This window comes from Arthrobacter sp. 05N425, from assembly GCF_056397125.1.
In genome coordinates this window covers 182,610-194,800 of record NZ_JBFTMU010000007.1, presented here as the reverse complement: position 1 = coordinate 194,800, position 12,191 = coordinate 182,610, and the positions used below count along the sequence as shown (strand labels likewise).

12 protein-coding genes are annotated in these 12,191 nt (G+C 69.5%); 5 read left to right on the top strand and 7 right to left on the bottom strand.

What is annotated here, in order from left to right; all coding sequences use genetic code 11:
- Positions 1-11: 11 nt before the first annotated feature.
- Positions 12-1,076, top strand: a complete 1,065-nt coding sequence (locus AC1DGE_RS11815; RefSeq protein ID WP_476917504.1) for a nitronate monooxygenase — start codon at positions 12-14, stop codon at positions 1,074-1,076.
- A gap of 124 nt (positions 1,077-1,200) precedes the next feature.
- Here AC1DGE_RS11815 and AC1DGE_RS11810 read toward each other — a convergent pair whose 3' ends face one another.
- Positions 1,201-2,184: a LysR family transcriptional regulator gene (locus tag AC1DGE_RS11810; RefSeq protein ID WP_476892165.1), complete on the bottom strand. Its 984-nt coding sequence runs from the start codon at positions 2,182-2,184 to the stop codon at positions 1,201-1,203.
- A gap of 90 nt (positions 2,185-2,274) precedes the next feature.
- Here AC1DGE_RS11810 and AC1DGE_RS11805 point away from each other — a divergent pair, with 90 nt between their 5' ends.
- The gene (locus tag AC1DGE_RS11805; protein ID WP_476917503.1) at positions 2,275-3,630 is read left to right on the top strand and encodes an MFS transporter; all 1,356 of its coding nucleotides are present in this window, start codon (positions 2,275-2,277) and stop codon (positions 3,628-3,630) included.
- Here AC1DGE_RS11805 and AC1DGE_RS11800 read toward each other — a convergent pair.
- The gene (locus AC1DGE_RS11800) at positions 3,627-4,790 is read right to left on the bottom strand and encodes a trans-sulfuration enzyme family protein (RefSeq protein WP_476892163.1); all 1,164 of its coding nucleotides are present in this window, start codon (positions 4,788-4,790) and stop codon (positions 3,627-3,629) included. The genes AC1DGE_RS11805 and AC1DGE_RS11800 overlap by 4 nt on opposite strands.
- Before the next feature lie 133 nt (positions 4,791-4,923).
- Here AC1DGE_RS11800 and AC1DGE_RS11795 point away from each other — a divergent pair, with 133 nt between their 5' ends.
- On the top strand, positions 4,924-5,430 hold the full coding sequence (locus AC1DGE_RS11795; RefSeq protein ID WP_175321256.1) for an Lrp/AsnC family transcriptional regulator: 507 nt from the start codon (positions 4,924-4,926) through the stop codon (positions 5,428-5,430).
- A gap of 22 nt (positions 5,431-5,452) precedes the next feature.
- Here AC1DGE_RS11795 and AC1DGE_RS11790 read toward each other — a convergent pair whose 3' ends face one another.
- Positions 5,453-6,694, bottom strand: a complete 1,242-nt coding sequence (locus AC1DGE_RS11790; RefSeq protein WP_476917502.1) for an MFS transporter — start codon at positions 6,692-6,694, stop codon at positions 5,453-5,455.
- 175 nt (positions 6,695-6,869) lie between these two features.
- Between AC1DGE_RS11790 and AC1DGE_RS11785 the strand changes: the two genes are divergently transcribed.
- Positions 6,870-7,409, top strand: a complete 540-nt coding sequence (locus AC1DGE_RS11785) for an Lrp/AsnC family transcriptional regulator (RefSeq protein ID WP_476892162.1) — start codon at positions 6,870-6,872, stop codon at positions 7,407-7,409.
- 7 nt (positions 7,410-7,416) lie between these two features.
- Positions 7,417-8,412 carry a magnesium/cobalt transporter CorA gene (gene corA, locus AC1DGE_RS11780; RefSeq protein ID WP_476908494.1) on the top strand — a complete coding sequence of 332 codons (996 nt, stop codon included), beginning with the start codon at positions 7,417-7,419 and terminating at the stop codon, positions 8,410-8,412.
- Between the two features lie 92 nt (positions 8,413-8,504).
- On the opposite strand, the gene AC1DGE_RS11775 is transcribed toward corA, so the two are convergent.
- The 4 genes from AC1DGE_RS11775 to AC1DGE_RS11760 form a co-directional block, all read right to left on the bottom strand.
- Positions 8,505-8,846: a hypothetical protein gene (locus AC1DGE_RS11775; protein WP_476917501.1), complete on the bottom strand. Its 342-nt coding sequence runs from the start codon at positions 8,844-8,846 to the stop codon at positions 8,505-8,507.
- A 67-nt stretch (positions 8,847-8,913) separates the two neighbouring features.
- Positions 8,914-10,506, bottom strand: a complete 1,593-nt coding sequence (locus AC1DGE_RS11770) for an ABC-F family ATP-binding cassette domain-containing protein (RefSeq protein WP_476917500.1) — start codon at positions 10,504-10,506, stop codon at positions 8,914-8,916.
- A gap of 214 nt (positions 10,507-10,720) precedes the next feature.
- Positions 10,721-11,380, bottom strand: a complete 660-nt coding sequence (locus tag AC1DGE_RS11765; protein ID WP_476917499.1) for a hypothetical protein — start codon at positions 11,378-11,380, stop codon at positions 10,721-10,723.
- 239 nt (positions 11,381-11,619) lie between these two features.
- Positions 11,620-12,081: a GatB/YqeY domain-containing protein gene (locus tag AC1DGE_RS11760; protein ID WP_441417111.1), complete on the bottom strand. Its 462-nt coding sequence runs from the start codon at positions 12,079-12,081 to the stop codon at positions 11,620-11,622.
- Positions 12,082-12,191: the final 110 nt, after the last annotated feature.

Here is a 12,191-nt window from a genome sequence, read left to right as displayed (position 1 = left end):
AGGAGCGAGCAATGTCCCGCGATATCTTCGGTACCCGCATTATCGCCGCGCCGATGGCCGGCGGGACTTCAACTCCGGCCTTCGTCACGGCCGTGCACGAGGCCGGCGGTCTGGGCTTCCTGGCCGCGGGCTATAAGAGCGTTGCTGCCATGCTGGCGGACATCCGCGCCGTCCGCGAGTCCGGTGCGCGGTTCGGCATGAATGTCTTCGTCCCGGACCCGGCCCAGCTGGCGCCCTCCGCGGCCACCGTGGCCGAGCTCGAGGCATACCGGCTGCAGCTGCGCGCAGACGCCCTGCGCTACGGTGTGGAGCTCCCGACTTTGCGGCTCGATGACGACGACGCGTGGCAGGCCAAAGTCGAGGCCCTGCTGGCGGATCCGGTGGAGCTGGTCAGTTTCACCTTCGGCCTCCCCGGCGCGGACGTGGTCCACGCCCTGCAGCGGGCGGGGTCGGCGGTACTGGCCACGGTCACCACCGCGGCCGAGGCCCGGCAGGCGGCCGAACAGGGCGTGGATGCCCTGGTGGTGCAGCATGCGTGCGCCGGTGGCCACAGCGCGGCGTTCCTGCCCGTGTCAGGCGATCCGGGTTCAGCCGTGCCGGGTTCAGCCGCGCCGGGTTCCGCCGCGCCGGCCACGACGGCGGAGCTGATTGCGGCGGTGCGCTCCGCCGTCGCGCTCCCCCTCGTCGCGGCCGGCGGGATCATGGACGCCGCCGGCGTGGACCGGGTGCTGGCCGCGGGCGCACAGGCAGCCCAGCTGGGCACGGCCTTGCTGCGCACGGAGGAGAGCGGCGCCCGGCAGTTGCACAAGGACGCCCTGGCCAGCCCGCACTTCACCCGGAYGGCCCTGACCAGGGCTTTCACCGGACGGCCGGCCCGGGCGCTGGTCAACGAGTTCGTCCGGGACCACCCGGACGCGCCGGAGGCCTACCCGGCGGTGCACCACATCACCGCCCCGCTGCGCGCGGCCGCCGCCGCCGTCGGGGATGCGGAGCGGCTGAACCTCTGGGCCGGAACCGGCTGGCAGCAGGCGCGCGCCGCCTCCGTCGCGGAGGTCTTGCCGGGCCTGTTGGGCTGAGCGGCGCGGGCGGGCCTGCCCGCTCGCGGCGTCGCTGCGGACTCGCCGTGTGGAGACGTCGAGCCCGGACGGAACCCGCGAGCGAAGAACGGCGACGACGGTGCGTGCGCGGGTTCCGTCCGGCTCAGGTGCCCGAGCGTCCGCGGACAAAGCCGGCCAGGAGCGCCGGGCCCTCGCTAAGCACCAGCTCGCGGAACAGCCGCACCGGGTCCGGCTCGGCGTCCGCTCCCCCGCGCCGTTCCCGCCAGGCCAGGCCGATCTCCCGGAACGCCAGGCCGGAGTCGAGCGCCAGTTCCACCCAGCCCAGGTCGCCGGACTGCCCCGGGGTGTGGCGTCCGGGGGCCAGTCCGCCGGGCGGCAGGATGCTTACACCCAGCCCCGCCGAGACGAGCCCCCTGGCCGTGTGGGAGTCCTGGCTTTCGAAGGCGATGCGGGGCCTGAATCCGGCTTCCCGGAACAGTGCGTCCGTCAGCGAGCGCATGCCGTAGCCGGGGCCCATCGCCACGAACGGGTCCTGACGGATCTCCGCGAGGCGGGCACGACGACGCCGGGCGAGCGGGTGCCGGTGGTGGACCACCAGCCGCAGCGGTTCCCGGTACAGGGCAGCCGAGGAGATCAGCCGGCTCGGCGCCGCGATCGGGGCGGTGAGTGCCAGGTCCGCGTCCCCGGCGGCCAGTTCGGCCAGGCAGCCGTCCCGCGCACCCTGGCTGAGGTCGAAAGCCGGCTGCGGATGCCGGCTGCGGAAGGCACTGATCAGCAGCGGCAGCATCGCCTCGCCGAAGGTGTGCTGGAACGACACCGCGATCCGGCCGCGCACCACCTCCGACTCGTGGCGGACCAGGTCCAGCCCGGTCTGGAATTCGCCCAGTGCGGCCTCAATGTGCGGGAGGAGCGCCTTGGCCGCGGGGGTCAGCCGCACGCCGCGTCCGTCCCGGATCAGCAGTTCCGTCCCGATGATGCCGCTGGCCCGCGCAATCCCACGGCTCACCGTCGACTGGGGCAGTCCCAGCACCTCGGCCGTGGCGGTGATGTGCTGGGTCCGCCCCAGCTCGGCCAGCAGGGGCAGCAGCGGCAACAGCTGGACGAGCTGCTTGTGCTCAACGTCCATGGCCAACCCTCTCAATCGTTCCGCATTTGCCATGAATTCTATGAGAAACATGCATTGGAAGCATGCCTTTCCGGGACCTATTCTGGGGACATGCCCCGCCTCCCCCTCCGCAATCCCGCAACCGAGCCCGGTACCCCAGCTGATGCGGGTACCGCAGCTGATGCGGGCACCGCGGCGGACGGCAGCCCCGCAGCCGGCGGCCGGGTTACCGCGTGGGCGGGCCATCCCAAAGGCTCGGCGGCTTACCGCCGGATCCTCGCCGGCCTGGCCTTCGCCGGCGTCGCGACCTTCGCCCAGCTCTATTCAACCCAGGCCGTGCTGCCGATCATCGCCGCCGATTTGCAGGTGACGGCCGCCGAGGCGGCCCTGACCATCTCCCTGGCCACCGTTGGCCTGGCCGCGACGGTCCTGCCGTGGTCCTTTTTGGCCGACCGGATCGGCCGGGTGCGTGCCATGGCCTGGGGCATCTCCGCGGCCACCGTCCTGGGGCTGCTGGCCCCGCTGGCACCCAGCTTCCCGGTCCTGCTGGGCCTGCGGATGCTCGAGGGCATGGCACTGGGCGGCATCCCGGCCATCGCCATCGCCTACCTGAACGAGGAAGTGAACAAGGCCCACGCCGCCCTGGCGGCCGGTACCTACGTCGCAGGCACCACCCTCGGCGGGCTGGCGGGCAGGCTCGTGGCCGGTCCGGTGGGCGAGCTGTGGGGCTGGCGGGCCGCAGCACTGGCCGTGTCCGTGATGGCGACGTCCGCCGCCGTCCTGTTCCTGGTGCTGGTGCCGCCGGCACGGAATTTCACCGCCGCGGCCGCCAGCGGCTTCCGCGGCGCCCTCGCAACCCTCGCCGGCCACGGCCGGAACCCGCGGCTGCTGGCCATCTACGTCCAGGCGTTCCTGCTGATGGGCGGCTTTGTGGCGGTCTACAACTACCTCGGTTTCCGGCTGTCCGGCGAACCTTTCAGCCTGCCGGCCACCCTGATCAGCCTGATCTTCCTGGCCTATCTCTCCGGCACCGTCTCCGCCCGCTGGGCCGCCGGGCTGACGCTGCGCTTCGGCCGGCGCAGCGTGCTGGTGGCGGGCACGGTCCTTATGGTCGCCGGGCTCGCACTGACCCTGACCGAGCTCCTGGTCCTGATCCTGGCCGGGCTGTTGCTGTTCACCGGCGGCTTCTTCGCGGCCCACAGCATCGGCTCCGGCTGGACCGGGGTGATCGCGAGCACGGGCCGCGCGCAGGCAGCCTCGCTCTACAACCTCGCCTACTACCTGGGATCCAGCGTCATCGGCTGGGCCGGCGGCCTGCTGTTCCAGTCCTTGGGCTGGACCGCCCTCGCCCTCGCCGTGATGGGCCTGGCCTGCACGACGGCGGTGATCACCGCCGTCGTGCATCCCGCCGGCGCGGGCGGCGCCGTCGCCCCGAGCGCATCCCCAGGGCGGAGCGCGGCGCGCTAGCGGGTCGCCTCGAGGGCCTGCACAAGATCGGCGACAATGTCCGCCGGGTCCTCCAGCCCCACGGAAACCCGGAGCAGGCTGGCGTGCGGCTTGGCCTCCGCGGCGACCGGCCGGTGGGTCAGGCCCGCGGGGTGCTGGATCAGGGTGTCAATGCCGCCCAGCGAGACGGCGTGCGTGATCATGCTGACGGCTGCCGGAATGCGCTCGGCATGTTCGGCGCTGGCCAGCTCGAACGCCAGCAGCGAGCCCGGGCCCGCCATCTGGGTGCCGACCAGGCCGCGCGGATCGCACTCCGGCAGGCCCGGATAGAACACCCGCCGGATCAGCCCGTGCTCCGCCAGGGCGGCCGCGACCTTCTCGGCGCTGGCCTGCTGCGCCCGCACCCGGACCGGCAGGGTCGCCAGGCCCCGGTGGAGCAGGTACGCCGGCCACGGCGTGAGGATGCCGCCGGTGATGGCCCGGATCTGCCGGAGCCGGACGGCCCATTCCGGGGAAACGGCGACGACGCCGCCCATGGCGTCGCCGTGGCCGCCGAAGAACTTAGTGGCGCTGTGCAGCACCATGGCCGCACCGTGCCGGTACGGCTGCTGGAGGACGGGAGTGGCGAAGGTGTTGTCCACCAGCAGCGGCACGCCGTCCGCCGCAGCCGCCGCGGCGGCGATGTCGACGAGCTCCAGGCTCGGGTTCGCCGGCGTCTCCAGGATGACGAGCCCGGTGTCGGGGCGCAGTGCCGCGCCGATGCCGTCGGGCGTGGTGAAAGTGACCTCGGTGCCCAGCACCCCGGAGGCCAGCAGGTGGTCGCTGCCTCCGTAGAGCGGCCGGACCGCCACCACATGCTTCTTCCCGGTGGCGACGACGGCGAGCAGCACCGCGCTCAACGCGGCCATGCCGGTGGCGAAGGCGACGGCTTCTTCAGTGGCCTCAAGCAGGGCGACGCCGTCTTCGAAGCGGGCGACGGTCGGGTTCCAGAGCCGCTGGTAGACCGTGCTCTGCCCGTCCAGGTGCGGGCCGCCGGTGGCCATCTGTTCGTAGGCGAGGCCGCCGTCGTGGACGGAGGGCAGCGGCGCCGTGGTGGACAGGTCGATCGGGACGGCGTGGACGCCGAGTTCCGTGAGGCCGTTCCGGCCGGCGTGGACCGCCAGCGAGTCTTGAGAAAGCACCGTTACTCCTTATGAATATTCACCATTGAATGCGGTAAGTATCTGGCAATAATTCGGCGTTTTACAGGGGTTCTGAATGGAACTGTCAGATAGTGGCGTTTATGATGAACTCACAACACATCAAGGAGGACCCGTGAGCAGCACCACGAAGAATGTTCGGCCGGGAGCCGGAGCCGGCGAACCCCTGGACGCCATTGACGAGCGCCTGCTCGCGGCCCTGGTCGCGGATGCCCGGATTTCCAACAAGCAGCTGGCCGAACTGGTGGGGATCGCACCGTCCACGGCACTGATGCGCACCAGGGCCCTGTCCGAGCGCGGGATCATCCAGGGTTTTGAGGCCAAGCTCAGCCTTGCCGCGGTGGGCCGCTCGGTGCAGGCGCTGATTGCCGTCCGGCTGCGCGCCCACGACCGCGAACAGATCGACCGTTTCACGGCCCGGGTCCCCAAGCTGCCCGCCGTGCTGTCCACGTTCCACACCTCGGGTTCGGTGGACTACCTGCTGCATATCGCCGTCGCCACCACGGAGGACCTGCGCGACTGGGTGCTGGACAACCTGGCCACCGACCCCGTCGTGGGCCACACCGAGACCACCCTGGTGTTCGACCACATCCAGGGCAACCACGGGCCGCTGCCGGACTAGGGGTTTCCGCCCGGCTGCGGGCTCAGGCCCGCTGCCGGAGGGCGCTGCGCAGCGTGACGGCCGCCAGACCGATGGCAGCGAGCGCGCACAGCACCACAAAACCGGCCACGGCAGCCTGCAGGCCGAAGTATCCGGCCGCCAGCCCCAGCCCGATCACCGGGAAGGCGCTGCCGAGGTAGGTGATCACGTAGACGGTGCTGATGATCTGGGCGTGGCGCGACGCCTCCACCTTGCCGGCCACATCGTTGAAGACCGTCCGGAACGAGACGCCCTGGCCCAGGCCGGCGGTGATGCTGGCGGCAATCAGCAGCCAAGGACTGCTCCACGCCGCGGCTGCCGCGATCAGCAGCACGGAACCGGCGAGCAGGGACAGACCTACGGGCACCACGAAGCGCCCGCGTACGGCCAGCAGCTGGCTCAGCGCCGACGCCGCCAGGGTCAGTCCCGCGAGCAGACCGATCAGCGGCCGTGAGTCCGCATGGACAATCTGCGCGAAATAGCCGGGAGCCAGCGAGAGGCAGAATCCGAAGACGGCAAAACTGAGGAACCCTACCGCCGAGGCCAGCCAGAACGCGCCCCGCGCCTCCCTCGACACGGAGGGGCGCCGGGGTGCGAGGACCTTCAGCGGCTGGGGACCCGCGACCGAGGTGATGGCGGGCCTGGCCTTGAGCAGATAGAGCGGCACCAGCAGGGCGGCCAGGACTACGGAGTGCAGGTAATAGGGCGTGGACGTCGGCCCGGGAAGCACGGAAAGCACCCCGCCAATGGCCGGCCCCGCCGCCACCCCGCCGGCGGAGGCCAGCAGCGTAAACCGCGAGGCCCACTCGGGCCGGCTGGGCAGCAGCTCGCGCAGGGCCGCGGAACTGGCGCCGGTGGCCAGGGCAACCGCGGCGCCCTGCAGCGCCCGGCCGGCGGACAGCGCCAGCAGGCTGTTGGCGGTGGCGAAGACGAAGCCCCCGGCGAGGCCTACCAGCACGGCCAGGACCAGGGCAGCGCGCCGGCCGATGTGATCCGACCAGTGTCCGGCGAGGATGAGGGTGGCCACGAGCGCCAGGACGTAGGCGGAGAAGGCAACCGTGACGTCCAGGGCCGTGATGCCAAGTTTGGCCTGCAGCAGGGGGTACAGCGGTGTCGCCAGGTTGGCGCCGACCAGCAGCGTGAAAATCACGACGCCGGCCATCACCAGCCGTGCGGTGACGGAAGCGTCCCAGCCCCAGCGTTCTGCCGTGGCCGGGCGCATGCGAAGTTCGCTGAAGACGGTCATAGCGGTGCCCCTGCTGCATCGAAGCGGGCCGCACGCGTTCCCTGTGGGGAGGCGCCGGCCCGGTGAAGATTGATATCTACAGAATGCGGCACGAATGACTGTTCCAGCCAAGTTCTGTGCCAAAATTGATCAAAACCGTCAATCACGGACCACAAGCATGAACCGGAGTGATGATTTGAACAGTCTGGACCCCACCGACCTGAAGATTCTGCTCGAACTCATCAAGGACCCGCGGATCCAGATCGGCGAACTCAGCGACGCCCTCGGGATCGCGCGGAACACCGCGCAGTCCCGGGTCCGGCGGATGCTGCGCTCCGGTCTGCTGCACGACGGCGGCCGGGAAATCGACCTGGAGGCGGTGGGGTACGACGTCGTCGCCTTCGTCACGATCGAGGTCAACCACCGCGAACTCGACGGCGTGGTGGGCGCCCTGCGCCTGATCCCCCAGGTCCTGGAGGTCCACGAGATTTCCGGCCGCGGCGATGTCTGGTGCCGGGTGGTGGCGACCGACACGCACAACCTCCAGGCGGCGCTGCGGTCCATCCTGAGGATCAAGGGCGTTATCCGGACCGAGACCGTGCTGGCCCTGCACACCCACATCCCGTACCGGACCGAGCCGCTCATCAGCCGGCTTGCCCAGGGCAGCGCCCTTGCCCCCGGCCGGTCGGCCTCGCGCCGGGCCGGTGCCGCGGATCCACAGCTAAAGACTGGATAATGTCCCCGTGACTATCATTGACAACGCCGTCTACGTTGACGGCGTCCGGCGTGCCGAGCCGCGCAACCTGGAACAGACTTTTGAGACCCTGACCGAACACGGCGGCATGGCCTGGATCGGCCTGTACCGGCCGACGGAAGAGGAAATGGCCGCCGTCGCCGAGGAGTTCGGCCTGCATGGCCTGGCGGTGGAAGACGCGATCTCCGCGCACCAGCGCCCCAAGCTGGAACGCTACGATGACAACCTCTTCACCGTACTCCGGCCGGCCCGGTACCTCGACGAGACCGAGACCGTGGAGTTCGGTGAGCTGCACGTATTCACCGGCCGGAACTTCGTGGTGACCGTCCGGCACGCCGAGACGGCGGTCGTGGGCCAGGTCCGGCGCCGGCTGGAGCGGCGCCCGGACCTGCTCTGCCACGGCCCCGAGGCGGTTCTCTACGCCCTGATGGACCAGGTGGTGGATGATTACGTCCCAGTGGTGGCCGGGCTGGAGAACGACATCGACGAGATCGAGGACCAGCTCTTCAGCGGGGATCCGCTGGTTTCCCGGCGCATCTACGAGCTCGCCCGGGAGGTCATCCATTTCCAGCGGGCCATCCACCCGTTGCCGGCCATGATGCAGCAGCTCCGGCGGGGCTTCGAGAAGTACCAGGTGGACACGGAACTGCAGCACAGCCTCCGCGACGTCGAGGACCACGTGGAGCGGCTGATTTCCCGCGCCGATTCCTTCCGCGACCTGCTGCAGAACGCGCTCACCCTGGACGGCACGCTGACGGCGAACCGCCAGAACGAAGCCAGTGCGGAACAAAACGAGCAGGTCAAAAAGATCTCTTCCTGGGCCGCCATCTTCTTCGCGCCGTCCTTTGTCGCCGGTGTGTACGGCATGAACTTCGAACGGATGCCGGAGCTGCATTGGACCTTCGGCTACCCGATGGCGCTCTTCATGATGGCGGGCACGGCGACGCTCATGTACGCCATTTTCAAACGCAAGGGCTGGCTCTAGCCGGCGCGGCGCCAATGTCCTGACGACGCGTAAACGGGCTGACGCGAGGGGTATACCCGCCGCGCCAGCCTTTTTGCGCGTCATGGAATCATTTACGCGTCGGGCCAGCCTCCTGAGCGGCGCTGGCGTGCCTGGGCCACAAGGCGGATGAACGCGAGGACGAAGCAGCTCTCGATCACGGCCATCAGCCCGAGCCACAGCCACTGCCCGTGGCCGATGAAGTAGATCGTCCCGAGAAGGACCAGCACGCTGCCGAGGACAAGGGCATAGACGGCGAAGCCGAAGGCCACGCGTGCGCTGCGCACCCCGGTGCGGAAGCCGAAGCCGTGGGGCTCACCGCCCGGGTAGCCGCCCACGCGGTCCTCCGCGGCCGGCTCGAGCCGGTCGAACTCCTCCCACGGGTCACGGTCCTGTTCCCGTCGCTGCTCGGCCATAGCCCCATTATCCCGCGACGACGGCGCGCCGGCTGCCCCGGGCGGCTGCCCCGGGCGGCTTGACCGCTTAGGCGGCCCGCTGGCCGACTTCGCCGGGCGCGGCTCCGGCTGCGCCGAAGATGAGCTGGCGGGTGGCGATCTTCTCGGTAAAGAACCGGTCATGGCTTACTGCCACGACGGCGCCGGGGAAGTGCAGCAGCGCCCGCTCCATGACCTGGGTGCTGGAGAGGTCCAGGTGGTTGGTGGGTTCGTCGAGCAACAGCACCGAGGCGCCGGAGAGAAGGCACTGCGCCATGGCCACACGTGCCTTCTGGCCCCCGGAGAGGTTGCCGATCTTCTGCTTGAGGTCTGCTTCGGAGAACTGGAACATCGCCAGGAAGCGGTTCACGGACTTCTTCGTGGCGCTGAAAGCCAGGCTGTCCGGCAGCGCGTTGACGGCGTGTGAGACGGTGTCCCCGTCGTCGAGGTCTTCCAGCATCCGGTTGTACGAAACGAAGCCGGGGCCCTTCGCCCACGCCACCGCACCGGCGTCGGCGGCCTCCTCGCCGGTCAGGACCTTCAGCAGGGTGGACTTCCCGCTGCCGTTGGCCCCCAGCACCGCGATCCGGTTGCCCCTGCGGATTTCAAAGCTCAAATCGTCGAACAGCACCTTCTCGCCGTAGGACTTGCCCAGCCCCTCCACCCGGCACAGCACGTCCTTCACGTGCAGCCCGCCGTAGATCTCGGTGACAATCTGGTCGACCGGCCGGGGCGTCCGGGATTTCTTGATCTTGGCGAGCTGGTTTCCCAGGCCGCGGCCGGCGGCCTTGGCGGCTTCACGGCGGTCGGCGATCCCTTCGGCCTCGAACGCGAGCATCTCGGACTCGTGCACGAACTGCTGCTCGAGGGTCTTGAGCCGGAATTGCTTCTGGACCACGTATTCGCCGAAGTTGCCGGGGTATTCGTGCAGGTGGAAGTTCTCCACCTCGATGATGCGGGTCACGACGGCGTCCAGGAACGTCCGGTCGTGCGAGACGATGACCGCAGCACCCTTGAAATCGCGGAACCAGCTTTCCAGCCATTCGACACCGGCGACGTCCAGGAAATTGGTGGGCTCGTCGAGCAGCAGGACGTCCGGCCCTTCGAGCAGGATCTTCGCCAGCGCGGCACGGTTGCGCCAGCCGCCGGAGAGCGCGTCGATCGCACAATGGCGGTGCGCGTCGTCGAACCCTAGAGTGGTCAGCACCGTATCGATGCGGCGCGGGTAGTCCCAGCCGTCGAGCCGGTCCATGTCCTCGAACAGTCCGGCCTGCCGCCCGATCAGCCGGTCCAGCTCATCTGCCGCGGGATCTTTGGCGATGGCCGCATCAATGGCGGCAAGCTCGGCTTCCACCGCCTTGATCTCGCCGAACAACCCGTCGAGGACTTCGGTGATGGTCGCGTCGCCGTTGAGCTCGGAGAACTGGGAGAAGTACCCCACCCTGGTTCCGAGGTCCACGCTGACCGTGCCGGTGTCCGGAGACACCTGGTCCAGGATCAGCTTCAGGATGGTGGTCTTGCCGGATCCGTTCTTGCCGATCAGGCCGACCCTGTCGCCGGCTTCGAGGCGGAAGAACGCCTCGCGGAGGATCTGGGTGTTGTCGAAGCGGACGCTGACGTCGTGCAGCCGGATCAGGCTCATTGCTGCTGTCCTCTCAAGGGGGTTGGCCCCGGCGATTCCCGGGGGCTGTCCGGGAGGGGGCTGGCCGACGATATCCGCCGCCGACGCCGGAACTGTGGGCGGGCGTCCGTAAGCGGGCCGGGGTTTCAGACTATCCCGAACGGGCGGAGCGGTCGGACACGGAGACAGCAAAGACCCCGCACCGCGATGCGGTACGGGGTCTTTGGACCAATGCTTACTTGTGGTGCTTGCCCGACCCGCTGGGCTTGGCGTGCGCGGCCTTGGGTGCTTCGGCGTGGCCCGGCGCGCGAACGGCTGCGGTGACCGACCCGGATCCGTAGCTCGGAACAGCGGGGGTGGCGGCGTGCTCATTGCGGTGCTCGGCGGCCTTCGCGAGCCCGGCTGCGCGGTGCGCAGCGGCGTTCTGGTGGGCCCAGGCGCTGTTGCCGTGCTCCGAGGACTTCTCGTGCTCGTTTGACTGGTCTTCCCCGGCCTCGTCGGCATCATCGCCGTCGGTCGGCTCCGGGGCGGGCGCCGTCTCAGTCTCGGTCGGCTCCGGGGCCGGAGCGGTCTCGGTCGGCTCCGGGGCGGGCGCCGTCTCAGTCTCGGTCGGCTCCGGGGCGGGCGCGGTCTCAGTCTCCGTCGGCGCCGGGGCCGGAGCGGTCTCGGTCGGCTCCGGGGCGGGAGCGGTCTCCGTCGGCTCAACCGTCGGATCCGCCGTCGGGGTCTCGGTGGCGGTCGGTTCGGGAGAGACGGTGGCGGTCGGGTCCGAGCTGAGTTCCGTTACGGTGGCAGCCATGGCGGCGCCGGCACCACCCGTGACGACGACGGCGGCAACGACAGTGGCCTTGCCTGCAGTACCGAGGGCGCTGAGCCAGGTGAAGATTCCTGCCAAGGGGTGATCCTTCCAGAGTTCGTACGTTGAGGGCGGCTCGCGGTTCCACACCGCCAGCCGCGCGCAACGTTACCGAACAGAAAGCACGGTCCGGGGCGGGAAAGGAATTCCTGCGGAATTCCTTGGGAAAAACACTGTCAGCCGCGGCTCAAAGGCACTGGTCCGGCGCCTGCCGGGCGCCCGGGGGCCTGGCACCCCCGGGGCTTGGCAGCGGAGGCTGTGCATCACCGTGTCCCTTTTCAGGCCAGGCGGCTGCGGACGATCTCGCTGACGGACTTGCCGTCGAAGCGACCGGCCACCTTGGCGGTGACCGGCTTCATCACCGCGCCGATGGAGCGCATGGAGAGCTCCTGACCGTCGGCCTTAAGCGCAGCGATGGCCTCGTCGACGATCGCTTCCACCTCGTCGCGGGTGAGCGCCTTAGGCAGGTATGCCTCGATGATTTCGGCTTCAGCGACCTCGGCGGCGGCGCGGTCGGTTTCGCCGGCTTCGGTGAAGATGCGGGCGGTGTCGCGACGCTTGGCGGCTTCCTTCTGCAGCAGCGACGTCACCTGGGCGTCGTCTAGCTCAACCGGCGTCTTGCCTGACTTCTCCCGGGTGCTGATCTCGCCCAGGACGTTGCGGACGGTAGTCAGCGCGGTCTTGTTGCCGGCCTTCATGTGGGTGACAACGTCTTCTTTCAGGCGCTCTTTGAGCGTCATGGTGTCCTCTTTCCTAGATCGTTAGCGGGGTGCCCTACAGGCCAGTTTCCCCCAGGAGCGTGCGAATGACGATGCCGGGCCGCCTACGGCCTGCCGTCCACAGGTACAGG

Excerpts from the sequence above, each read along its gene's own strand:
- AC1DGE_RS11775 (WP_476917501.1), bottom strand. The coding sequence starts at position 8,846 with ATGGCCGAGCAGCGACGGGAACAGGACCGTGACCCGTGGGAGGAGTTC.
- AC1DGE_RS11790 (WP_476917502.1), bottom strand. The coding sequence starts at position 6,694 with ATGACCGTCTTCAGCGAACTTCGCATGCGCCCGGCCACGGCAGAACGC.
- AC1DGE_RS11760 (WP_441417111.1), bottom strand. The coding sequence starts at position 12,081 with ATGACGCTCAAAGAGCGCCTGAAAGAAGACGTTGTCACCCACATGAAG.
- AC1DGE_RS11805 (WP_476917503.1), top strand. The coding sequence starts at position 2,275 with ATGCCCCGCCTCCCCCTCCGCAATCCCGCAACCGAGCCCGGTACCCCA.
- AC1DGE_RS11770 (WP_476917500.1), bottom strand. The coding sequence starts at position 10,506 with ATGAGCCTGATCCGGCTGCACGACGTCAGCGTCCGCTTCGACAACACC.
- AC1DGE_RS11810 (WP_476892165.1), bottom strand. The coding sequence starts at position 2,184 with ATGGACGTTGAGCACAAGCAGCTCGTCCAGCTGTTGCCGCTGCTGCCC.